Origin of the sequence: Winslowiella iniecta, assembly GCF_001267535.1 — a bacterium.
Lineage (GTDB): Bacteria > Pseudomonadota > Gammaproteobacteria > Enterobacterales > Enterobacteriaceae > Erwinia > Erwinia iniecta.
The window spans coordinates 199,637-223,044 of sequence record NZ_JRXE01000003.1; the positions used below are offsets into that span (position 1 = coordinate 199,637).

17 protein-coding genes are annotated in these 23,408 nt (G+C 51.2%); 12 read left to right on the top strand and 5 right to left on the bottom strand.

The genetic code is table 11. The annotated features are described in order from the left end of the window. Nucleotide 1: 1 nt before the first annotated feature. Nucleotides 2-256: a YkgJ family cysteine cluster protein gene (locus tag NG42_RS03145; protein ID WP_072133282.1), complete on the bottom strand. Its 255-nt coding sequence runs from the start codon at nt 254-256 to the stop codon at nt 2-4. Between the two features lie 193 nt (nt 257-449). Here NG42_RS03145 and yeiP point away from each other — a divergent pair, with 193 nt between their 5' ends. Beyond that, a complete protein-coding gene (gene yeiP, locus NG42_RS03150) occupies nt 450-1,022 on the top strand; it encodes an elongation factor P-like protein YeiP (RefSeq protein WP_052897756.1) in 573 nt (190 codons plus the stop codon). A 97-nt stretch (nt 1,023-1,119) separates the two neighbouring features. Here yeiP and NG42_RS03155 read toward each other — a convergent pair whose 3' ends face one another. Beyond that, the gene (locus tag NG42_RS03155; RefSeq protein ID WP_156322226.1) at nt 1,120-1,437 is read right to left on the bottom strand and encodes a hypothetical protein; all 318 of its coding nucleotides are present in this window, start codon (nt 1,435-1,437) and stop codon (nt 1,120-1,122) included. Between the two features lie 127 nt (nt 1,438-1,564). On the opposite strand from NG42_RS03155, the gene NG42_RS03160 reads away from it, so the two are divergent. The 8 genes from NG42_RS03160 (at nt 1,565) to yejF (ending at nt 11,862) form a co-directional block, all read left to right on the top strand. Beyond that, nucleotides 1,565-2,551 (top strand): CobW family GTP-binding protein, encoded by a 987-nt coding sequence (locus NG42_RS03160; protein ID WP_052897758.1) that lies wholly within the window; start codon nt 1,565-1,567, stop codon nt 2,549-2,551. 35 nt (nt 2,552-2,586) lie between these two features. Beyond that, nucleotides 2,587-3,294: a phosphatase PAP2 family protein gene (locus tag NG42_RS03165; RefSeq protein ID WP_052897760.1), complete on the top strand. Its 708-nt coding sequence runs from the start codon at nt 2,587-2,589 to the stop codon at nt 3,292-3,294. Between the two features lie 511 nt (nt 3,295-3,805). Beyond that, complete coding sequence (mepS, locus tag NG42_RS03170) at nt 3,806-4,378, top strand: bifunctional murein DD-endopeptidase/murein LD-carboxypeptidase (RefSeq protein ID WP_052897762.1); 573 nt, start codon at nt 3,806-3,808, stop codon at nt 4,376-4,378. A 296-nt stretch (nt 4,379-4,674) separates the two neighbouring features. Next, nucleotides 4,675-6,216: a cyclic di-GMP phosphodiesterase gene (locus tag NG42_RS03175; protein WP_338152340.1), complete on the top strand. Its 1,542-nt coding sequence runs from the start codon at nt 4,675-4,677 to the stop codon at nt 6,214-6,216. A 119-nt stretch (nt 6,217-6,335) separates the two neighbouring features. Continuing rightward, entirely contained in the window at nt 6,336-8,144 is a 1,809-nt protein-coding gene (locus tag NG42_RS03180; protein WP_052897766.1) for an extracellular solute-binding protein, read from the top strand. 10 nt (nt 8,145-8,154) lie between these two features. Next, nucleotides 8,155-9,249 carry a microcin C ABC transporter permease YejB gene (locus tag NG42_RS03185; protein WP_052897768.1) on the top strand — a complete coding sequence of 365 codons (1,095 nt, stop codon included), beginning with the start codon at nt 8,155-8,157 and terminating at the stop codon, nt 9,247-9,249. Beyond that, a complete protein-coding gene (locus NG42_RS03190; RefSeq protein WP_052897770.1) occupies nt 9,246-10,271 on the top strand; it encodes a microcin C ABC transporter permease in 1,026 nt (341 codons plus the stop codon). The genes NG42_RS03185 and NG42_RS03190 overlap by 4 nt, the downstream gene beginning before the upstream one ends. A 1-nt stretch (nt 10,272) precedes the next feature. Next, a complete protein-coding gene (yejF, locus tag NG42_RS03195) occupies nt 10,273-11,862 on the top strand; it encodes a microcin C ABC transporter ATP-binding protein YejF (RefSeq protein WP_052897772.1) in 1,590 nt (529 codons plus the stop codon). Between the two features lie 21 nt (nt 11,863-11,883). On the opposite strand, the gene NG42_RS03200 is transcribed toward yejF, so the two are convergent. The 3 genes from NG42_RS03200 to rsuA all read right to left on the bottom strand — a co-directional run bounded on the left by NG42_RS03200 (nt 11,884) and on the right by rsuA (nt 14,590). After that, nucleotides 11,884-12,228, bottom strand: coding sequence for a YejG family protein (locus tag NG42_RS03200; protein WP_052897774.1), 345 nt, complete (start codon nt 12,226-12,228; stop codon nt 11,884-11,886). A 424-nt stretch (nt 12,229-12,652) separates the two neighbouring features. Further along, nucleotides 12,653-13,846 carry a Bcr/CflA family multidrug efflux MFS transporter gene (locus NG42_RS03205; RefSeq protein ID WP_052897776.1) on the bottom strand — a complete coding sequence of 398 codons (1,194 nt, stop codon included), beginning with the start codon at nt 13,844-13,846 and terminating at the stop codon, nt 12,653-12,655. A 39-nt stretch (nt 13,847-13,885) separates the two neighbouring features. After that, a complete protein-coding gene (gene rsuA, locus NG42_RS03210; protein ID WP_052897778.1) occupies nt 13,886-14,590 on the bottom strand; it encodes a 16S rRNA pseudouridine(516) synthase RsuA in 705 nt (234 codons plus the stop codon). 194 nt (nt 14,591-14,784) lie between these two features. On the opposite strand from rsuA, the gene radD reads away from it, so the two are divergent. The 3 genes from radD (at nt 14,785) to NG42_RS03225 (ending at nt 22,926) form a co-directional block, all read left to right on the top strand. After that, nucleotides 14,785-16,539 carry a DNA repair helicase RadD gene (gene radD, locus NG42_RS03215; protein ID WP_052897780.1) on the top strand — a complete coding sequence of 585 codons (1,755 nt, stop codon included), beginning with the start codon at nt 14,785-14,787 and terminating at the stop codon, nt 16,537-16,539. 141 nt (nt 16,540-16,680) lie between these two features. Then, nucleotides 16,681-16,965, top strand: a complete 285-nt coding sequence (gene rplY, locus NG42_RS03220; protein WP_052897782.1) for a 50S ribosomal protein L25 — start codon at nt 16,681-16,683, stop codon at nt 16,963-16,965. A gap of 240 nt (nt 16,966-17,205) precedes the next feature. Next, nucleotides 17,206-22,926: a hypothetical protein gene (locus tag NG42_RS03225; protein WP_052897784.1), complete on the top strand. Its 5,721-nt coding sequence runs from the start codon at nt 17,206-17,208 to the stop codon at nt 22,924-22,926. The last annotated feature ends 482 nt before the right edge of the window (nt 22,927-23,408 follow it).

Consider the following 23,408-nt stretch of genomic DNA (forward strand, 5'->3'; position numbering starts at 1 on the left):
TTCAGGCAGAGGTGTCGGCCTCCAGCTGCAACAGCCATACCATCGCCTGCTGACGGCTGTTGCCGCACATATCCGCCGCCGGCTGTAATCCGGCACAAACTTTCGGCCGCAGCGGCGAGGCAAAGATTTTGCAACGTTGCTGCGCATCCAGCTGAATGCATGGAGTATTGGCGGGCTTACCGTTGGGCATTCCGGGGATTGGCGAAGAGATAGAAGGCGCGGTGCAGCAGGCACCACAATCAGGACGACACTGCATCAGCACACTCAGGATCAAAGCAAAGCGCGACAATAGCAGTCGCCAATAATGAAAGCTATGACAACCGTTACAATTTACCTTTCGTCTTCTCCCGCAAATTTCACTTTCTGCGCTGCGCAGATCTTGCCTGAATGCCCCGCCGCGAGTAACTTGTCGCGATAAATTCAGCGCACCGCTTTTATGAGACTATCCGATGGCAAGAGCAAACGAAATTAAGCGCGGCATGGCCGTTAGCGTCAACGGCAAATTATTGCTGGTGAAAGATATTGAAGTCCAGAGCCCAAGCGCCCGCGGCGCATCAACCCTGTATAAAATGCGCTTCACTGATATCCGTAGCGGAATGAAGGTCGAAGAGCGCTTTAAGGGTGACGACATCATTGACACCATCTCCCTGAGCCGTCGTCAGGTCACCTTCTCTTATATTGATGGTGATGAGTATGTGTTTATGGATGACGAAGACTACACGCCGTACAACTTTAAACAGGATCAGATCGCCGAAGAGTTGCTGTTTATTCCTGAGGGCGGCATGCCAGGAATCCAGGTATTAACCATGGATGGCCAGATTCTGGCGCTGGAACTGCCACAAACGGTGGATATGGAAATCGTTGAAACCACGCCGGGAATTAAAGGCGCTTCCGCCAGCGCACGTACTAAACCGGCCGCCATGGCGACCGGTTTAGTGATTCAGGTACCTGAGTATCTTAGTAACGGCGATAAAATTCGCATTCATATTGCGGAGCGCCGCTATATGGGCCGTAGCGAGTAACCGTTTTGCTATCGGCGATGACAGCGTGCATCGCCGGTATTGCTATGTTATAACAATTCATATTGCGCAGCGGATACCGCTCAGACGTATCGGTCTGTCAGTTGTAACTTACAGTAAGTACGGCCATTTTTTTGCTGTGATCGATCCAGCGGAACTGCGTGGTTCCCCGGTTAAATGGCAGCTCATGCTGCTGCGAAACATTAAGTGGAGCAGTGTTGGTGCTGGTCTTACCCTTTTGAGAGCACGACATTTTCAGTTGAAAATCTGTTTGTGGATTGATATCACAGCCACCATCAACAATGGCACCGTGGAAGTGGATAACACCTGAGTCTGAAGCTGCGCCATTGCCGGCAACTGCACTGCTCGTCCATGAGGCAAAAAGCATTATCAGGATGGCTGACTGAATGCTGTTCATTTTGACCTCACACATTGACTAACCTCACTTGTAACTGTAGCTGGTTTCTTTCCCTGATTAGTTAAACGGCAGCCGCATTCGACACTTTAATTTATTATTCAGAATTTCCCTGTGTGAGGAGCAAGATGTGACAAACGTGAACCTGATTACTGGCTTTCTGGGCAGTGGAAAAACCACCACGTTGTTGCATCTTCTGGCGCAAAAACCGCCGAATGAAAAATGGGCCGTACTGGTTAACGAATTCGGTGAAATTGGTATTGATGGCGCGCTGCTGGCGGAGAGCGGTGCAGTACTGAAAGAGATTCCAGGCGGCTGTATGTGTTGCGTCAATGGGTTACCGATGCAGGTAGGTCTGAATATGCTGTTAAAGCAGGCGAAACCCGATCGCTTGCTGATAGAGCCTACCGGGCTGGGGCATCCTAAGCAGATGATTGCCATGCTGACCGATGCGGTCTATCAGCCGTGGCTGACGCTTAACGCCACCCTGACGCTGCTCGATCCCCGTCAGCTCAGTGATACCAGAGTCACTGACAACGAAAACTTCCGCGATCAGCTGGCGGCGGCAGACATTGTTATCGCCAATAAACAGGATCGCTGGCAGCCCGCTGACCAGACTGCACTGGCTGAGTGGCAGCAACAATACCTCGGGGATCGCCAGTTAGTCCGTGCTGAATATGGCAACATCGATCCCGCCTTACTCGATACGCCGCGTCGCAATCTGCGACAATTGCCTGATGCGCGGCATCATCATGCCCCCAGCCAGACTAAAAGCGGCCTTGCGGCGCTGCGCCTCGATCATAATGCGCGCTGGCGTCGGGCGCTGAATCAGGGCCAGGGCTATTATGCCTGCGGCTGGATCTTCGATCAGGATACGGTGTTTGACACCATTGGCCTGCTGGAATGGGCTCGACTTGCGCCAGTGACGCGGGTTAAAGGCGTGCTGCGCATTGCTGAAGGGTTAGTGAGTATTAACCGTCAGGGTCAGGATTTGCAGATCGAAACGCGCGCTTCCGCGCCGCCCGATAGCCGTATTGAACTGATTCACGAAAATGATGTTGAATGGAATAATTTGCAAACCAGCTTGTTGAAGCTTCGTTTAGAAACGCTGGCTTAGTCTACGCTGTTATTTTTAACCTATATCGAATCACTATGAATGCTAAACGCTTGGTAGCGATCCTTGGTCTGAATGCCCTGGGTATCGCACTGTTTTTATCCTGGTATCTGCTTCCCGGCCACGGTTTTTGGTTTCCCATCGATAAATCGATCTTCTTCTGGTTTAACGATCATATGGCGACCAACAAGCCGCTGGTATGGTTGATCGCGATTACGAATTTCCGTGGTTTTGACGCGGTTTCATTGCTGGCGATGGGTTTGCTGTATCTGAAATTCTGGCTGCGCGAAACGCCGCCAGGCCGTCGTCGCCTGATTGCTATTGGTATCACCATGCTGCTGACGGCGGTAGTGTTGAATCAGCTGGGGCATTTGTTACCGGTTAAACACTCCAGCCCGACCCTGTACTTTGAAAATGTGCATCGCGTCAGTGAAATCACCGGTATTCCGGCCAAAGATGCTTCCCGCGACAGCTTCCCTGGCGATCACGGCATGATGCTGATTATTTTCGCCTGCTTTATGCTGCGCTATTTCAGCAAAGGGGCATTTCTGACCGGCGTGCTGATCGTTGTGGTCTTCAGCCTGCCGCGAGTGATGGCGGGTGCGCACTGGTTTACTGATATCGCCGTGGGTTCGCTCTCGGTGGTGCTGGTTGGCCTGAGCTGGTGGCTGATGACTCCCGCCAGCGACATGTTAGTCAACTGGCTTAACCGCATATTACCCGGCAAATATAAGCCCGCAGGTTAAATGCTGTTTCGCGGCTGAGGGTAAAGAATTAACTTCCTCAGTCGCGAATAACCGTCCGGCGTATTTATTGTTAGCTTGCTAATCAATTTTCCGCATCAGGAAATTGCGCCGATATGGCGCAGAAAAATGGGCGTCACGCAGCCTCCGTCCAGCGGATTACTCTTATTTACTTTTGCCGTGCCCGTTTGCCCCATAATTTTGTCTTAAGCAGGCCCATTATTAACTGACCGTTGTTGATAATTTAACCTGATTATTACTCTATTGTTTCTCATCAAAAAAACTCATAAAAAAGTCGATAAAACCCCTCGCCACGGGGCTTTTAATCGGGTAATCTCATTTCGGATTAGGCAAAAACAGTGTTTTTTTTCCTTTTTTTACAAATAAAGTGTGCTCATTCACACATTTTAGTCATTCAGGATTTGTCTTACGCGGTTGGCCTAATTAATCTCATTTCGTTTCGCAACTTGCTAACGGCCTGTGTCGTTAAGGACTTCAAGGGATAACAAACATAATGGTCAAGTCTCAACCTATTCTGAGATATATCCTGCGGGCCATTCCCGCGGTCGCACTCGCGACACTGCTTTCGGCATGTACGACCAGTAACGGTCACAACGCACAAACTGAGACCCATGCAGTTAAAAACCAGAACGGTTTTTTACTTCAAGCGTCTCAGGATGAATTCGAACAGATGGTTCAGAACGTGGATATCAAATCACGTATTCTTGAACAATATGCTGACTGGAAAGGCGTTCGTTATCGTCTTGGCGGCACCAACAAACGTGGCATCGACTGCTCCGCTTTTGTTCAGGTGACCTTCCGTGAACAGTTTGGTCTGGATCTGCCTCGCTCGACCTCAGAGCAGCAGGGCAGCGGTAAAAGTATTCAGCGCAGTAAGCTGCGTCCCGGAGATCTGGTGCTGTTCCGCGCCGGTTCAACAGGACGACACGTTGGCATCTACTTAGGTAATGACAACTTTGTTCATGCATCGACCAGCAGCGGTGTAATGATCTCCAATCTGAATGATTCATATTGGAAAAATCGTTACCGCGATGGGCGACGTGTTCTGAGCCGAACGCATAGCTGATTTTACCCCTGAAGTCTGCGAAATGAGATTGATAAAAGCGCTGCTACGGCAGCGTTTTTTTATGGGCGTCATTCTTCGCCCGCGCGCCCAATAGTTGTGCGCTTTCAACAGCATCTACCAATATTCCCCCCAAAAATAGTTTTGCTAATCATAATAATATCGAGACTTCCCCCCCACGGCGTTATATCCTGCTGAGCATATTCCCGGAGAATGGCAGTGTCATAATTCCAATAAATAAAACCGGCTAAAGCGGGAGATAAAACGCAATGCCACTATCAACACTGGTTACGCACCCTGTGACAAATACGCGTAAAATTGCGTGGATCAGTGCTGCAGTTGGTTTTACTTTTTTCCTGCTTTTTATCACCATCACGCTGAGTATCACTTTCCAGAAACGCGCACAGAGCCACGACCAGCTGGCATGGCGCACGCAATACACTATTCTCAGCCTGTTCAGCGAAATGAAAACCCTGCTGGAACCGCTGAACGCCTTAACGCCCGGCCCCTGTCAACCGGTGAACAGCGAGCTAACTTCACGTGCCGCCTTTGCCAATAATGTGCGCGCCATTCTGCTGGTGCGTAACGGTGTCGCTTACTGCTCTTCGGCTACCGGCGCGTTTTCCCTTGCGGTCAGCACTTTCACCCCGCTAACCGACCTGGATAAAGATCTCGACCTGACGCTGATAGCAGGCACGCCAAGAGTGCCGGAGAGACCTGCGCTGGTACTCTGGCTTAAGCGGCCAGGCTCTGACCGTAGTGGCGTAATGACTACGCTGAATATCGATCTCGCCCCCTGGCTGTTGCTGGCTTCACAGCAGCAGGAATTGAAAGGTATGGCGCTGGTGGTCGGTGACAACGCGTTAGCCAGCTGGAACCCGCAGCTGATTAGCACCGCTGAGTTACCGAAAAAATCGCTGCGCACCCTTACGCTGCCGGGCTACCCACTGACTTTCCATCTGTACGGCAACACGTTACCACGACGCGATATTCATACTATTTTGCTGGCGGGGCTGTTACTGGCAGTACTGGTCAGCAGCAGCAGCTTTGTGTTACTGACGCTGCGCCAGCGACCGGGTAAAGAGATCCTGCTGGGGATTAAACGCGGTGAGTTTCATGTGGAGTACCAACCGCTTATAGAAGCGGCGACCGGCGAGTCCTGTGGCCTTGAGGCTCTGATGCGCTGGACCCATCCCACTGAAGGTAATATCCCGCCGGATGCCTTTATCAGCTATGCCGAAGCGCAGAATCTGATTATTCCCCTGACCCACCATCTGTTTCAATTGGTGGCACGGGATGCGCACCAGCTGCGCCAGATGGTGCCGGCTGGCACCAAAATGGGAATTAATATCTCGCCTAATCATCTCACCTCCGCAAGCTTTCGTGATGATGTCAGCAACTGGATCAACGCCATGCCAGCCGATCATTTCAGTTATGTTTTTGAAATTACTGAACGCACCATGGTTTCCGAGCGCAACGCCAGTGAGATCTTTGACTGGATCCATCAACAAGGGATCAAGATCGCGATTGACGACTTTGGCACCGGACACAGCGCATTGATCTATCTCGAGAAGTTTACATTTGACTATCTGAAAATCGATCGCGGTTTTGTGCAAAGCATCGGTATGGAAACCGTCACTTCGCCGGTGCTGGATGCGGTGTTAACCCTGGCGAAGAAGCTGAATCTCTGTACCGTTGCCGAGGGTGTAGAGACCGATGAACAGGCCAGCTGGCTGCTTAAGCGTGGCGTAACCCATATGCAGGGTTATCTGTTTGGGCGACCGATGACCGTTTCGCAGCTGATTGCATATTTTCAAACGCGACAAACCGCTTTATCCTGATAGCCGGCTAATAAATAACAAAAGTAGCATCACCCGGCTCAAACCACGGGTTAGTGAGTTAATGCTGCTACGCTAAATAAATTCTGTTTTACTTTTCGCTGCGGGAGCTGACCAACACGATGTTATTACGCCTGGTTATACTTGTTACGCTTAGTGCTGTCGGTCTGTCAGCACAGGCAGCAAATATCCTCGAGAGCTACGCCTTCTCCGAGCTGGGCGAACCCAAATACGCCACCAATTTTACCCATTACGACTACGTCAATCCTGCCGCGCCAAAGGGCGGAAAAATGACGTTATCGGCAATCGGCACTTACGATAACTTCAACCGCTACGCCTCGCGGGGTAACCCCGGTATCGGTACGGAAGGCCTGTACGACACGCTGTTTACCCCTTCAGAGGATGAAATCGGCAGCTACTATCCGCTGATTGCAGAATCAGCACGATATCCTGATGATTTCAGTTGGGCCGAAGTCAGCATTAATCCTCATGCCCGCTTCCAGGATGGTTCGCCAATAACCGCTGCTGATGTCGCCTTTACTTTCGATAAGTTTATGACGGAAGGCGTGCCGCAGTTCCGCGTGGTGTACAAAGGTGCCAAAGCAAAGGCGATCTCGCGCCTGACGGTGCGTATCGAGCTGGCGAAGCCGGACAGAGATTTGATTCTGGGCTTTTTAAGCCTGCCGGTGTTGCCGGAAAAATTCTGGAAACATCATAAATTTAATGAGCCTATCGGTTATCCGCCGCTTTCCAGCGGCCCGTACCGTATTACGTCTTATAAAGTCGGGCAGTACATTACTTATTCACGGGTAAAAGATTACTGGGCGGCGGATCTGCCGGTTAACCGCGGTCGCAACAATCTTGATACCAAACGCTACGACTACTACCTCGACGATAATGTCGCCTTTGAGGCATTTAAAGCCGGTGCCTTCGATTTTCGCGCGGAAACTTCTGCCAAAAAATGGGCCACCCAGTATCGCGGCAGCAACTTCACCAATAACCACATCGTTAAGGATGTACGGCCAAATATCGTCACCACCGATGCGACCTGGCTGGCATTTAATAATCAGAAAGCGCTGTTCAGCGATCGCCGGGTGCGTGAAGCGCTGGGACTGGCGTTTGACTTCGAATGGATGAATAAAGCGCTGTTTTATCATGCTTATAAGCGTACAGACAGTTACTTCCAGAATACTGAGTATGCCGCTAAAGGGTATCCGGACGCCGCCCAGCTGGAACTGCTGGCTCCGCTGAAAGGCAAAATACCGGATGAAGTGTTCACTTCCGTTTACCAGCCGCCGGTTTCCGACGGCAGCGGCTACGATCGTAAAAATTTGCTAAAAGCACTGGCGTTGCTGAAACAGGCCGGTTGGGAACTGAAAAATAAGCAACTGATCAATGTCGTCAGCGGTAAGCCGTTCAGCTTCGAGTTGTTATTGCGCAGCGGCAGCAATATCGAATGGGTGTTGCCATTCCAGCACAACCTTGAACGGCTGGGTATTCGGGTGAATATCCGCCAGGTCGACAGCTCGCAATACCTGCGCCGCTTTCGTACCGGTGATTACGATATGATTCCTACCGTCTATAACGCAGTGCCCTCCCCCGGCAGCGCGCTACAGACCCGATGGGTGTCACAATATATCGACTCCAGCTGGAACAGACCGCGGGTGCAAAGCCCGGTGATTGATGGTCTGGTCGCGCAGATTATGCAGCATCAGGGTGATAAAGCCGCGCTGCTTCCTCTCGGCCAGGCGCTGGATCGGGTATTGCTGTGGAACTACTTCATGATTCCGATGTGGTACAGCGCCGACGACCGTTATGCTTACTGGAATAAGTTTTCCATGCCTGCCATCACCCCCACCTATTCCGTTGGCCTGGACAACTGGTGGTACGATGTTAACAAAGCCGCACAGTTGCCGGCCCAACGCCGTTAAGGAGTAGAGTTTGGGCGCTTATCTTATTCGTCGACTTTTACTGGTGATCCCAACTTTGTGGGCGATTATCACGATTAACTTTTTTATTGTGCAAATTGCGCCTGGCGGCCCGGTCGACCAGGCGATAGCCAATATTCAGTTTGGCCAGACTACCGGATTGCCGGGGGCAGATTCAGCCGGCAGCAGCGGACGCGCGGCGTTAAATGCCAGCAATCCCGGTGACAATCAGTATCGCGGCTCTCGTGGGCTGGATCCTGAAGTGATTGCGGAAATTACCCAACGCTACGGCTTTGATAAGCCACTGCACGAACGGTATTTTAAAATGTTGTGGGATTATGCTCGCTTTGATTTTGGCGACAGCTTGTTCCGCAGTTCCTCCGTGATCCAGCTGATTAAAGACAGTCTGCCGGTTTCGGTGACGCTCGGCCTGTGGAGCACGCTGATTATCTATCTGGTGTCGATCCCGCTCGGTATCAGAAAAGCGGTGCATAACGGTAGCGCTTTTGATATCTGGAGCAGCACCCTGATTATCGTCGGCTACGCCATTCCCTCTTTCCTGTTTGGTATTATGCTGATCGTGGTGTTTGCCGGTGGCAGTTATCTTGACTGGTTCCCGCTACGCGGCCTGACTTCACCGCAATTTGATAACCTGCCGTGGTACGGCAAAATCACCGATTATCTCTGGCATATCACCCTGCCAATACTGGCGACAGTGATTGGCGGCTTTGCCACACTCACCATGCTGACAAAAAACTCGTTTCTCGATGAGATTCGTAAACAGTATGTGGTCACCGCTCGCGCCAAAGGGCTGGATGAGAAGAATATCCTTTATCGTCACGTGTTTCGCAATGCGATGCTGCTGGTGATTGCCGGTTTCCCCGCCACCTTTATCAGCATGTTTTTTACCGGCTCGTTACTGATTGAAGTGATGTTTTCATTAAATGGTCTTGGCCTGCTGGGTTATGACGCCACTATCCAGCGCGATTATCCGGTGATGTTTGGCACCCTGTACATTTTCACCCTGATAGGTTTATTGCTGAATATTCTCAGTGATATCACCTATACGCTGGTCGACCCACGCATCGATTTTGAGGGACGCCAATGAGCCGCTTATCGCCGATTAACCAGGCTCGCTGGGGCCGTTTTCGTCACAACCGCCGTGGCTACTGGTCACTGTGGATTTTTGCCATCCTGTTTGTTCTCTGCCTGTTTGCGGAACTGCTGGCTAACGATAAACCGTTAGTGGTGCATTATCAGGAGCGCTGGTATGCGCCGGTGCTGTTTGACTACAGCGAAGCGGATTTCGGCGGGCCGCTGGCAACTGCGGCCGATTATCAGGATCCGTGGCTGAAGCAGCGGCTGGAGCAGCAAGGTTGGGCGCTCTGGGCACCGATTCGCTTTGGCGACAGCACGATTAACTTCAGCACTGATGTCCCCTTCCCTTCGCCGCCCTCCAGCCAGAACTGGCTCGGCACTGATGCTAACGGCGGTGATGTGCTGGCGCGTATTCTCTACGGCACCCGTATCTCCTTACTGTTTGGCCTGATGCTGACGCTGGTTTCCAGCGTGATTGGCATTGCGGTTGGTGCTACCCAGGGTTACTTCGGTGGCAAGATCGATCTGATTGGTCAGCGTTTTATTGAAGTCTGGTCCGGCATGCCGACGCTGTTCCTGATTATTCTGCTCTCCAGCGTCGTACAGCCGGGCTTCTGGTGGCTGCTGGCGATTACCGTGATCTTTGGCTGGATGAGCCTGGTCGGTGTGGTGCGCGCCGAGTTTCTGCGCGCGCGTAACTTTGATTATATCCGTGCTGCGCAGGCGCTGGGCGTCAGCGACAGCCGCATTATGTTGCGCCATATTTTGCCGAATGCGATGGTCGCCACCCTGACCTTTCTGCCGTTTATTCTGTGCGGTTCGATCACCACCCTGACGTCGCTGGATTTCCTTGGTTTCGGTCTACCGCTCGGCTCGCCTTCATTAGGTGAACTGTTGTTACAGGGGAAAAATAATTTGCAGGCGCCGTGGCTCGGTCTGGCCGGTTTCTTCTCACTGGCGATTTTGCTGTCGCTACTGATTTTTATTGGCGAAGCAGTGCGTGACGCCTTCGATCCGAGCAAGGTGCATTGATATGAGTACGCCACTTCTTTCTATTCAGGATCTTAGCATCGCCTTTCGTCAGGGTAATAGCCAACAGCAGGTTGTCAGTCATTTATCGCTGTCGGTTGAGGCCGGTGAGACCCGGGCGCTGGTCGGCGAATCCGGATCCGGCAAAAGCGTGACCGCCTTATCAGTGATGCGCCTGCTTCCCACACCGCCAACCCTCTACCCGAGCGGTGAAATTATTTTCGACGGCCACAATGTGTTGCAGGCAGATGACCGCACTTTGCGGAGTCTGCGCGGCAACCGCATGGCGATGATTTTTCAGGAGCCGATGGTCTCGCTGAATCCACTGCACAATATTGAACAGCAACTGTATGAAGTGCTGTCGCTACATCGCGGCATGCGACGTGAAGCAGCACGGGCTGAAATGCTGAGCTGCCTCGATCGGGTTGGCATTCGTCAGGCGAAAAGCCGCCTGAATGATTTCCCACATCAGCTGTCCGGCGGTGAACGCCAGCGCGTGATGATTGCCATGGCGCTGCTGACCCAGCCGGAACTGTTGATTGCCGATGAGCCGACGACCGCGCTGGACGTCACGGTGCAGGCGCAGATCCTCAGACTGCTGCAAGAGCTGAAACAAGAGCTGAACATGGGGTTGCTGTTTATTACCCATAACCTGAATATCGTGCGGCAGCTGGCCGACAACGTCACCGTGATGCAAAACGGACAGGCGGTGGAACATAACGCCACCCGCCAGCTGTTTGCCGCGCCGCAGCATGCCTACACACGTCAATTGCTTGATGCCGAACCGGACGGGCGGCCTGCGCCTGCCGACCGCGACAAAGCCCCGCTGCTGCGCGTTGATAAGTTGCAGGTTTCTTTTCCGATTAAACGCGGGCTGTTGCGTCGGGTAGTCGATCATCATCACGCGTTGAAAGCGCTGAGCTTTGAACTGCATCCGGGCGAAAGCCTTGGGCTGGTGGGTGAATCCGGCTCCGGCAAAAGCACCACCGGGCTGGCATTACTGCGCCTGATTCAGTCACAAGGGGATATCTGGTTTGATGGTCAACCCCTTCACCGCTGGGATCGTAAGCAGATGCTCTCTGTCCGTCCACGCATTCAGGTAGTATTTCAGGATCCTAACTCATCACTCAATCCGCGACTGAATATCACACAAATTATCGCTGAAGGGTTGCAGGTTCATCGCCCGCAACTGACGCCACAGCAGCGTGAACAGCAGGTGATCCAGGCGATGCAGGAGGTCGGGCTGGATCCGGCGACGCGCCATCGCTATCCGGCTGAATTCTCAGGCGGACAGCGCCAGCGCATCGCTATTGCCCGCGCGCTGATCCTCCAGCCGGAACTGATTATTCTGGATGAGCCCACCTCTTCGCTCGATCGTTCGGTACAGAAGCAGATTCTTACCCTGCTGAAAAAATTACAGCAGCAGTACCGTCTGGCCTACGTATTTATCAGCCATGACCTGCAGGTGGTGCGGTCACTGTGTCATCAGGTGGTGGTACTGCGTCAGGGTGAAGTGGTTGAGCAAGGTGAGTGCGAACAGATTTTTACTGCGCCGCAACAGGAATATACCCGCCAGCTGCTGGCGCTGTCATAAGATCATACCAGCAGAGCGGGATCAGAAAGGATTGGTGGCCGAAAAGGTTTCGGCAATCGCCACACCCTGATTTTTCAGGCGACAGTTGGTGGCACTTTCATCGTCACGATGAACAAACAGGCAGGGTTCGCCCTGCCACTCGACGACCGAGCACTCCACCTGAATATCGACCAGTGACGCTTTTAGCATATGCATAATATCCCATGCCAGTTCACCATCATGGCTTAATAACTTCAGGCCAATCAGATCGTTATCATGGGCTAAAGCGCTGATTTCCAGCGGCTCTACCGAGCCACCTGCCAGCCCGGCACACCAGCGATAACTTTGCGGCAGGCGATGAACAACCGAAAGCTGTAACGTATTCAAATCAAATCCCCAGAGCAATGAGCAAAATCCACGACTGTTTCGGCTACAGACAAACAGCGACCGTATCTTCCCTGGGTCAAAACCTGCCATTAGCGTCAATGCAAGCCGTCGCGTTTTTAAAACAAATCTGTATTACGACGTTATATTTGAGAGTTAGCTCTCGTTTTGTTGTTATATGTACCGCGTTAATGGCGCGAAAACAACCATTTTTGCTGCAATTTCGTTACTTTTTTATGCGCCTAATTTTACATTAAATCAACATAAATAAAGGGGATTAGCTCAGCCGATGGCGTAATGGTGTCGCTGCGCGACCAAAATGCCGTGATAAGTATTGAGAAACGGGCGGCGAGAACGCCACCGCTACGATTTAACGTTACGTGAGTTGTAGGGGAGCCGTTATCGGCTCCCGTCCAGAGCGAGAGCTTCAGGCAATTTTACGCGGACGGCTGGCGTAGAGGTAGAACAGAATCGAGGCAGTGGCGCAGAACGCGATCGCCCACACCATTGGCCAGGCGCTGTTAAATGTCGAAGTGGACAGCAGCATGCCGACCAGCGCACCGATGCCAAAACGCATTGTGCCTGCCAGCGACGAAGCGGTACCGGCCATGTGCGGAAATTCATCGAGGATCACCGCCATCGCATTGGATGACACCATCGAGACACAGCCGATAAACATCGCGACCCCAAACACCAGCGGTATAAAGCCGAGGTCCAGCGCACTGACAATCAGCAACCAGATACCCATAGCAAACTGGATAATCAGGCCAAAACGGAACATCGCCAGCGGGCCAAAACGACGCACCGAGCGGCTGTTAATCAGCGTCATCACAAACAGGAACACCACGTTAAGCGCAAAGTAGTAGCCGAAATCCTGCGGCGAAATATGGTTAATTTCGATATAGACGAACGGCCCGGCATTCAGAAACGAAAACAGACCGGCAAACGAAAAACCACTGGCCAGCATATAACTGAAAACCCGCTTGTGACGCAGCAGCGACAGGAAGTTTCCCAGCATGGTGCGCAGGTTAAACCGCTGTCGCTTCTCTTTGGGCAACGTCTCTTTAATTTGCGTTACCACCAGTACGGTAGTGACAACGGCCGCCGCAGAGATCACCCAGAAAATAGCGTGCCAGCTCCAGAACATCAGCAGCCAGCCACCAATAATCGGTGCCAGTAATGGCGCAATGGTCGTAACCAGCATCACAAACGACATCATGCGCGAAAACTCCTCTTTCGAGTAGCTGTCGCGCATCAGTGCGCTGATCACCACGCTACCGGCCGCCGCCGACAGGCCGTGCAGCAGACGCATATTGATCAACTGATCGATAGTTTGTGACAGGGCACAAGCCGCCGCCGCCAGCGCAAAAACCAGCGTACCAAAGGTAATCACCGGCTTACGCCCGAAGCTGTCAGCCATGGGGCCGTAGAACAGCTGGCCAAGGGCAAAACCGAGAATGTAGACATTCAGCGTCATCTGCACGCTGCCCGCCGGTACCGCAAATTCTTTGGCAATTTGCGGCAGTGCCGGCAGGTACATATCAATTGATAACGGCATTAACATGGCCAACAGGCCGAGAATAACCACTAATCCCACTGAAGAGTTTTTATCCTTCCGCACCCATGCTCCTTAATACCTTCTGAAATTTTCTCAATTTTATCAGCGCGGTACGCCAACACTGGCGATCTCTTCTGCCGTCAGCGCACGATATTCGCCCGGCTCCAGATCGTCATCCAGCGTAATATCGCCGATACGCTCACGATGCAGCGCCACCACATGGTTGCCGACCGCAGCAAACATTCGTTTCACCTGATGATAGCGCCCTTCACTGATGGTCAGACGCACCTGATTGTCGCTGATCACTTCCAGCTGTGCCGGTTTGGTCAGTGATTTCTCATTATGCAGCTGAACGCCATCGGCAAACTGTTGCGCGGTATCGTCACTAAGCGGATTCTCCAGCGTCACCAGATAGGTTTTCTCACAGTGGTGACGCGGTGAAGTGATGCGGTGCGACCACTGACCGTCGTCCGTCATCAATACCAGCCCGGTGGTATCAATATCGAGACGGCCTGCCGCATGCAGTTTGTAAGCGGTCGGTTCTTCGAGGAAATAGAGCACGGTGGGATGATCGGGATCGTCGGTCGAGCAGACATAACCCTCTGGTTTATTCAGCATAAAATAGCGCGGTCCAAACTGCTGCTGCAGCGGGTTACCGTCATATTCCACCTGGTGCTCGGGATCCAGTTTAAATGAAGTATCACGAACGATTTCGCCATCGACCGTAACACGTTTAGCGCGAATTTCGCGTGCCGCGATTGCCCGGCTGATTTCCAGTTGCTGAGATAAAAATTTATCGAGTCGCATTAAATCTGCTTTGCCTGTGTTCTTGAAATGAAGTCCGACGTCTGCCTCGCGACAAACGTTTGAAAGGCGGCGTACGCCCGGAAAGGTATGTGCGACAGTATAACCAGAGTTCAGCGCGGCTAACAGAGGCGATCGCCCCGTTCACTGGCTTTCATGGCATAATGCGACTCTGTTTCCAGAATTGTTGTCTTACCATGTCGTTTACTCTGCGTCCTTATCAGCAGGAAGCGGTTGATGCTACGCTCAGCTACTTCCGTCGTTCTCAGCAACCGGCAGTGATTGTACTGCCTACCGGCGCAGGCAAAAGCCTGGTGATCGCCGAACTGGCGCGGCTGGCGCGCGGACGCGTGCTGGTGCTGGCTCACGTCAAAGAACTGGTGGCGCAAAACCACAGTAAATATCAGGCGTACGGGCTGAAGGCCGATATTTTTGCCGCCGGTCTGCAACGCAAAGAGAGCCGCAGTAAAGTGGTGTTCGGCAGCGTGCAGTCGGTCGCGCGTAATTTGCCGCAGTTTGACAGTGCCTTTTCGCTGCTGATTGTCGATGAATGCCACCGTATCAGTGACGATGAAGAGAGTCAGTATCAGCAAATCCTCAACCATCTGCGACAGCATAATCCGCAGTTGTGTCTGCTGGGCCTGACGGCCACCCCCTACCGGCTGGGCAAAGGCTGGATTTATCAGTTTCACTATCACGGCATGGTGCGCGGTGACGAAAAAGCGCTATTCCGCGACTGCATCTATGAACTGCCGCTGCGTTATATGATTAAACACGGCTTTCTGGTGCCGCCCGAGCGGCTGGATATGCCGGTGGTGCAATATGATTTTAGTCGGCTTCGCGCGCAGGCCAGTGGCCTGTTCAGTGAGGCCGACCTTAACCGTGAGCTGAAACAGCAGCAGAGGATCACGCCGCATATTATTCAGCAGATTGTCGAATTTGCTGCCGATCGTCGAGGGGTGATGATTTTTGCCTCTACCGTCGAGCATGCCAAAGAGATCCTTGGTTTGCTGCCGGAGGGCAAGGCATTGGTTAGCGCCGATACGCCGGGGCCAGAGCGCGATGCCACCATCAGCGCGTTCAAAAACCAGCAGTTACGCTACCTGGTCAATGTAGCGGTATTAACTACCGGCTTCGATGCGCCGCACGTTGATCTGATCGCTATTTTGCGCCCCACTGAATCCGTCAGCCTGTATCAGCAAATTGTTGGTCGCGGCTTACGTCTGTGTGAAGGCAAAAGCGACTGCCTGATCCTCGACTACGCCGGTAATCCTCATGACCTTTACACCCCGGAAGTCGGCGCGCCTAAAGGGAAAAGCGATAATCAGCCGGTACAGGTATTTTGTCCCGGCTGTGGTTTTGCCAATACTTTCTGGGGAAAAACCACAGCCGATGGCACCATCATTGAACATTTTGGCCGTCGTTGTCAGGGCGTGCTGGAAGATGATGACGGCCATCGCGAACAGTGTGACTATCGTTTTCGCTTTAAGAACTGCCCGCACTGCAATGCAGAAAATGATATCGCCGCCCGGCGTTGTCATCAGTGTGATGCGATCCTGGTCGATCCTGACGATATGCTGAAAGCCGCGCTGAAGCTGAAAGATGCCCTGGTACTGCGCTGTGGCGGCATGGAGCTGACCCACGGCAGCGATGAGAAAGGTGAATGGCTGAAGGCCAGCTATTTTGACGAGGATGGCACCAGCGTCAGTGAGCGCTTCCGGCTGAAAACGCCTGCACAGCGTAAAGCTTTCGAGCAGCTGTTTATGCGCCCGCATCAGCGTGCGCCCGGCGTGCCGCTGGGCTGGGAAACCGCAGCGGATGTGGTGGCAATGCAGCCACTGTTGCGCCATCCCGACTTTGTGGTTGCCCGCCAGCAGCGCCAGTTCTGGCAGGTTCGCGAGAAAGTTTTCGACTATCAGGGCCGTTTTCGTCGCGCTAATGAGCTGCGCTGACGCTGTATTGTTTGCCCGGACCGGCAAACACAGCTATAATGCCGCCCGCTTTTGCTACGCGGAAGCTGAACGATTTAAACCGTTTATCCAACCTGTTGCTGGGTCGCCTGTAGCAGGATAATTAATTGAAGAGAATCAACAATGATCACTATCAATGTAGAAACCCGTAAAGAGCAGGGTAAGGGTGCGAGCCGCCGCCTGCGTGCAGCTAACAAATTCCCGGCCATCATTTATGGCGGTGAAGATGCAGCTGTTGCTGTTGAACTGGACCACGACTCCGTAATGAACATGCAGACTAAGCCTGAGTTCTATACCGATGTTATGACTCTGGTTGTTGACGGTAAAGAAGTTAAGGTTAAAGTTCAGGCTGTTCAGCGTCACCCGTTCAAGCCAAAACTGCACCACATCGACTTCGTTCGCGCTTAATTGCCGACCGGGTTGAAGAAAAAACGCCGCATAATGCGGCGTTTTTTTTTGCCTGAATAACCGCAAGGCCGTCTTACAGACTGACATCTCTACGCTATCAATTCATCCGGGAGCAATAAAAAGTATCAGATAACGATTATCCTGCAACGTTTCACCGCCTGATGAATTGACGCACCCTGAGCATTAACTAAGTTAGTTATCTTTATCCAGTAGAACTCTACTCGATCACGGAAGATAACGATGCCTTTAACTGAATTTAACCCACGCGGCACCACCGCGCCTTGCCTCGCGGCCGTATCCCCTCCCCCTTCAGCAACGTCGCCCGAATCCAGTAGCTTAATTAAAGCGTTAAAAGCCATTGTCAACTCTCGCTTCGGACTGACGTTCTCAGCACCAAAACCGCCTTACGACCAGGCCTGGGCTGAAGCCTGTAAAAATCTGCCTGTCCCGGAGCAAAATGTCTGTCAGTTTGTCGCACGCATCCGTCGACAGCTACGCCAGCCTGAGGCGCGGGAAGCAATAGTACACAATGCTGAACCGCGATCCTGTCACAGCCTTTACCCGTGGTTGCCTGGCATTCCGCGCCCCCTGCTGCGTAATGAACAGCTGCAACAACTGGCCGCTATCGCGCTCGGCCAATCGCCAGCAGGGCCTGAAATGACAGATCTCGAGCAGCGCTGCCCGGCACTCTGGCAACTATTAATGGCGGAAATCTATCGCACGGTTACAGAGAGTGAAACCGGACTGGCAGAGAAATGCCTGCCGCAGTTAATGCGGATGCCGGTGGTCAGCAATGCACTCACCCAGCTAAATCCACTGCTGCCCACCGTGGTGTGGGTAGCTCAGTTGCTCTGGCAGATGCGTCAGAAAGGAGTGGTTGATACCCTGGACCATGAATTAAAACTGCACATTAATCACTGGCTATCCGCGCTGGAGGGTACAGTCGCCGTTCCAGGCAGGCCGTATATTGCATTGGCGGATAAAAATCTTTGGCACAGTCTCGATCGGTGGGTGCAAAACCGCTTATCATTGCTGACCGGGAGTGATGGCGCTCAGCCGCTGGTCGAACCCGCGTTCAGCAGCACTGGCAGAGTGGTGACAGACGCACCAGAGTGTACGCCAGACCCGCTTTTAACCTTACCGGCAATGCCTGCACACGGCTGGCAGGTTAACAGTGTGCTGAACAGAGCAAGCGAGAAACAGACAGCATTACTGGTCCAGGTGCAAACCTGCTATGAACTGCTACAACTGCATAAGCAACCACTTAATCTTGCCGTCGGTTGCGCGCTCCCTGCAGTTAACGACACTACCCCTCAGGCGGATAATGATGCCACAACACTGTCGCATTCGCTGGTAATTGATGAAGCCGGTGCCGTGTACAATCGCATACAAATTGAGAGTGGTGACCAGCCCTTTATACTGCAAGGGGTGAATATCCCGCCACACTCGCGGCCAGTGCCAGTAACGCAATTCGCTGGCCCCGGAGATCAATTGACCGTATTTCGACCGCAGGAAGCAGAAATACGAACTGCCGAACAAACCACTAACAGTAAAGAGAAACGACCAGCCAGTTATGCCACGGCTAAAACCACCGAAATTAAACGTGATACCGGCCAGCCGCATTCCGTAAATATTTCTCCGTCACAGCCCCCCTATTCGCTCAATCCTTTCCGTCCAGGCGAAATGGAGCTCAGCATGCCTTTGCGCCCGGGATTTTTTAACGGGTTAGTCCACGAAAAAGTACAGAAAAAACGGTGGCAGCAACCCACAACTGTTTTCGGCTCAGCATGGCCATTATCCGGTGCAGTAGCAGCCAGGCCAGACTCTTATTTCAAAACTCTGCAAAAGATAAAGATCAGAGAGAATATCGTCGATTCATTTTATGAATCACTGCAAATCAAATATCCTGGAGAAATAGAAAATCATGAGCTGGTCACGTTAACAACTACGGAGAATGACGACACCCGTGAGGAAATAGTACCTCTGCCGGAAGCACTGGCCAGATTTGTAAACGTTGAAGATGAAATACAGCAGAAGCATATCTCCCTGGCCTGCAATTTACACTGGAGTACACCACTCTGTTCAGATGTTGTCACCTTTATTACCAGCAAATATTTTGGTGATATCGATAATACAATAGCAATGGACTGGCAGAGTGCCGCCAATCAACAAGCCAGCTGGTGGTATGCGGTAGGAGCCGCCAGAAAAAGCCTGGATAAAATGGCAGAGATTCTCCATAAAATACAATCCCCGATCTGGAATGTTAATTTATGGATAACCAACAAAGCAAATGAAATTATTTCAGAAGAAAATATTGATCTTCTAAAATTTAACAGCACCACTCAGGTCGGAGTAGGTGTAATAATGCCAGCCAGCTATAATCGCCAGCATATGCCGATACTGGATCGCAGCCTGGAGGGTAGCTGGCAACCGATAGGGAATTATACGGTTACCGAGATTCTCACTCGTGAATATTTACGCAATAACAACTTTCGTTATGAAAGTCTACACTTCAGATTTCCTGAAGGAATAAGTCAAAAACTACAAGAAAAAATATTACAACTGGATTTACAATCATTGTATATGGCTGAGTTGACCACTACACTTTCCAGTGACGTGGTTAAAGATGGTATGCTTAGCCTGTTCAGTGCGATAGTCAGCAAGGCTATCGGAGAATTGTTAGTAGATAATAAAAGTATTTTCGAGAACAATCATATTAGGCTGGCGGTAACGGAGAAAAGGTATTACCTGATGAACTGGCATGGATACGCCATCAATAATATTATTTTTATTCCAATACAAGAAGGAAAAATCAATGAGGGTATTATCCTTTCTCTTAGAGACGGTGGCTCATGGGACGTAAAAATAGATCCTTCAGGATCTATCTCTTTTTTTGACAGTAAGACTGATGCTGTCGCGGTTCTTAATATGATAAATAAAAACCTGCCGATCAAAGTACAGACTGAGTCACCGCTAAAAGAGATAAAAGACAACCAGATTATTATTGACAGCTACGGCCAATATAAGGTGACGTTTCATGGTAAAACTTTTGCGAAAAAAGTATGGATTGCTCCCACCGCAGATAAATCATTAACCCTGAAAAAAAGCGCTCACCTCACCGAAGATTTACTGGGAAATTTTGTCAGAACATTACAATCGAACATGAATTATCTGGTGAAATCCAATGCAGAGTGCCAGCTGGATAGCGCCATCGAAATACTGTATACCATCTCAACGATGGTATACATTTATACAATACCCACTATTGGCATTTCCCTTACCCGCGCCAGCGTCATCAGCCCAATTTGGGGTGGTGCTAATACCGGCCTGCGAGGTGCTCTGATGCTGGCACCGGCATTATCCATCTTCCCCAAGCTGGTCAAGGCGAGCACAGCTGACCGAAGCAAAGAGGCTAAAAAAGCCTTTTCCGATGCCGTCCTCGGGATCGCGCTGGAAGTGGCGGGATTTGTATTACATAGCTACAGCCCAAACCTGATCACCGGTCTGTTCAAACAAGGGAGCAAAATAGTTAAAGCAACTTTTGACCAACTCCCTTCCTGCACCGTGCAGAGCCTGGTCAATGACTTAAAACAGGTTATTTCTGCTTATCAAAATGAAATATATCCTGATGGTGGCAATAACTCCCTTGCTGACGGCGCGAAACAGTATCATTTAACGCTTTTGCCGGAGCGCAAAGCCCCAGCCCCGGTAGATGAGGTTCGGAAAGTTCTTGCTAATTTTCCTGATTACTTTGCCAGCCATCAGCAGAATATTGTGCTGAACACGCAGTCGTTCAATGACCAGGCTAAAATGCAGGGCATCCTCCAGCAATATTTACAAAGCAACTTCTATCAAGTAGATATTGGCAGAATATCACGGTGGCTAAATATCATTGATCAGCCGCAAATCGATTATCTGCTACGGGTTAAATCGCCATCATCAGACCCGGACTCTCCCTTTACCCATTCGGATGATGTCGTAATCTGGTTTGACACTGCAAAATTCATCTCCGGCAACCCAGAAGATATTTTACTCTACGGTGCCGAGGAGTGGCTGTTGAGCCAGCCCAAAAATAGCGCTATCAGCATTGACTGGTTTGCTACGCCTGAATATTCTTCGTCAGATATCAACCTGTTACCTTTAGATAAAACACCTTTTTCAGAAGCGGTGCTGACTTATCCTGACTGGTATAAAAAATGTATTAAAAACCTCTCGTTAAACAATATTGAAGTTGCACAAGAAAACACACGAGAACAATTATCGAAGCAGGAAGCCATTCTGTTTGAGCAAGCCGTGATATCAGACAATAGCACCCTGAGCCTGATACTGGGCCAGCATTTTACACAGCATAAATTGCAACCTGCTGACGAGCTTGGTCAAAAAATCGCCCTGCTATCCCGCTACCCCATCAGTCAGCAACCGACCCCGTTACCTGAGGGCGATTATATTTTGGTAGGAACTGATTTACGCGGTATCGATGCCGATAATGACGGCAATATCACGCTGACTGACTTCGGCTCTTCAGCTCCACTGCTCAGGCAAAATCGTCTTCAGGGATATGCGCCAACTGAGATCATTCCGGCTGGGATGGCGGCAGAAATCAGCAGTTTATACGCCCCAGGAATCGATGAGTTTTTGATAAACCAACCGGGAGAGTTCAATAACACGCTTTCACAGTTACGCCTTCAGCGCCTGGAACAAAATACCCGCTGGCTGGAAAGACCGGGTAATAACTTTCATGTTCCGCTGATAGTGGCGGTTGATCGGCATCAGGCACGCGTCAATCTGCGTAATCAGTTAGAGGCCACATTTCCCGTGGACGCCATTCTGTTTGTGCTGACCGCGAAAGATTTCAGGTTTCAGGTCAGGAATATTCTGCTTTCTTTGCGAACCACCCCGATTCCGGTCAGTTCACTGTTAACTGAAACTCCCATCGCTCTGAGTAAAACCGTGGCGCTCGCCAATACCTTTGCCATGCTGCCTTCTCTGACAAACGCTCGCAGGGCTGTTAACAACGATAAATATCAGCCATGGATGCCCGTCATCAATTTACAGGCAGGGACGCAGTTAATTAACCCCACTACCGCGCAGCAGCTCCGGGGGCAAACGCGGGCAGATAATTATGACTATTTTCTGGGAGATAGCCCCAGAAGGATCACCTCACTGCAAGATATCAGCCTTGCCGAGCCGGGTGCGCGTATTGCTTTTCTGGACCGGGAAGCCGGGCCAGGCGAACCGCCAATGTCACATGCTATGTTGATGGTGGGTAATGGCACCGCGGTTGGGGTCAACAACCAGGTTATCGGCAGCGGAGAACAATGGCAGAAAATTTATCTCGCAGCCGGCAACTGGATTCAGGATGAGCAGCATGGTTTTGTACTGAAAACCGACGATCATAAATTGAGTTTACATATTCAGACGTCTTTACTTCCTCCCGTGCCGCCTTCTTCCATATCCACTCCAACAGAACCTAATTATGATCTTAAAAACACCATCAAACTCGCCGAATTTTTTACTGATTATCCGTCAGCGCAATGGGCAAAAGATATTGGGGAAGGCGAGTCATGGCAGGCGATAATAAAATTATTTGCCCATGGCTGGATATTTGACAATAAAACTGCCGATCATCTGCTGACACAAACCAGTGCAGAAAATTATCAACAACTTGTGGGTGAATCGGCACAAATTATCCGCAGTACTGATGAATTAATGGCGAGCGAACCCGGTTCGTTTTTGGTCTTTGTCGAAAAACAGCAAGGAAAAAGGATAATGGTTCATGCCATGATCATGGCGAATAATGGTTTCCTCGTCGGCATCAATAATCAGATTATTGGTGGGCAAGCAGGCTGGCAAAAAATCCATATTACTCGCCTGCAATATGATGCGAATAATCTGCATGGGCTGGTGATAACCGCCTGCGCACGAAAATTTAATTGTATTATTACCTCCCCTATGGACTGAGGGCGGGTTCTGCTTTTTTAAAAATCATCAGTGAAATAAATTGAGCAATACGCCTGTTTTATTGGTTAAAAGTACAATTCGCAACGGATGATTTTTGCCGTTGCGCTTTCGCAGCGGTTAGTTTAAAACAATGCAAGGCAGCGTTCTGCCAATCGAAAAAACCGGGGCTGTCGCTAAAGCCTCGCGAAGGCGCACCGTGCCCTGCCAGTAAAGATATTGATAGTGACTCCCTGAAGGATCAGGTGAACTCCCCGTCGCAGGGGCAGTGAATTATTTTATGGATGAAACGCTATGCCTGAACGCATTTCTCTACCCTTCCCCGTCGAAGAAAGGCTTTTCCGGACACACTCCGGCACTGAGCCGCTGTCCCGCTCCTGTTCGCGCACTACCCGTGTTTGCCCCGCAGTGGCGGAGGCCTGAACCATGGCCGATTACGTTGCCGCCAGGCTTGACGATCCGCTGGTACACAGCTCGTTACTGAG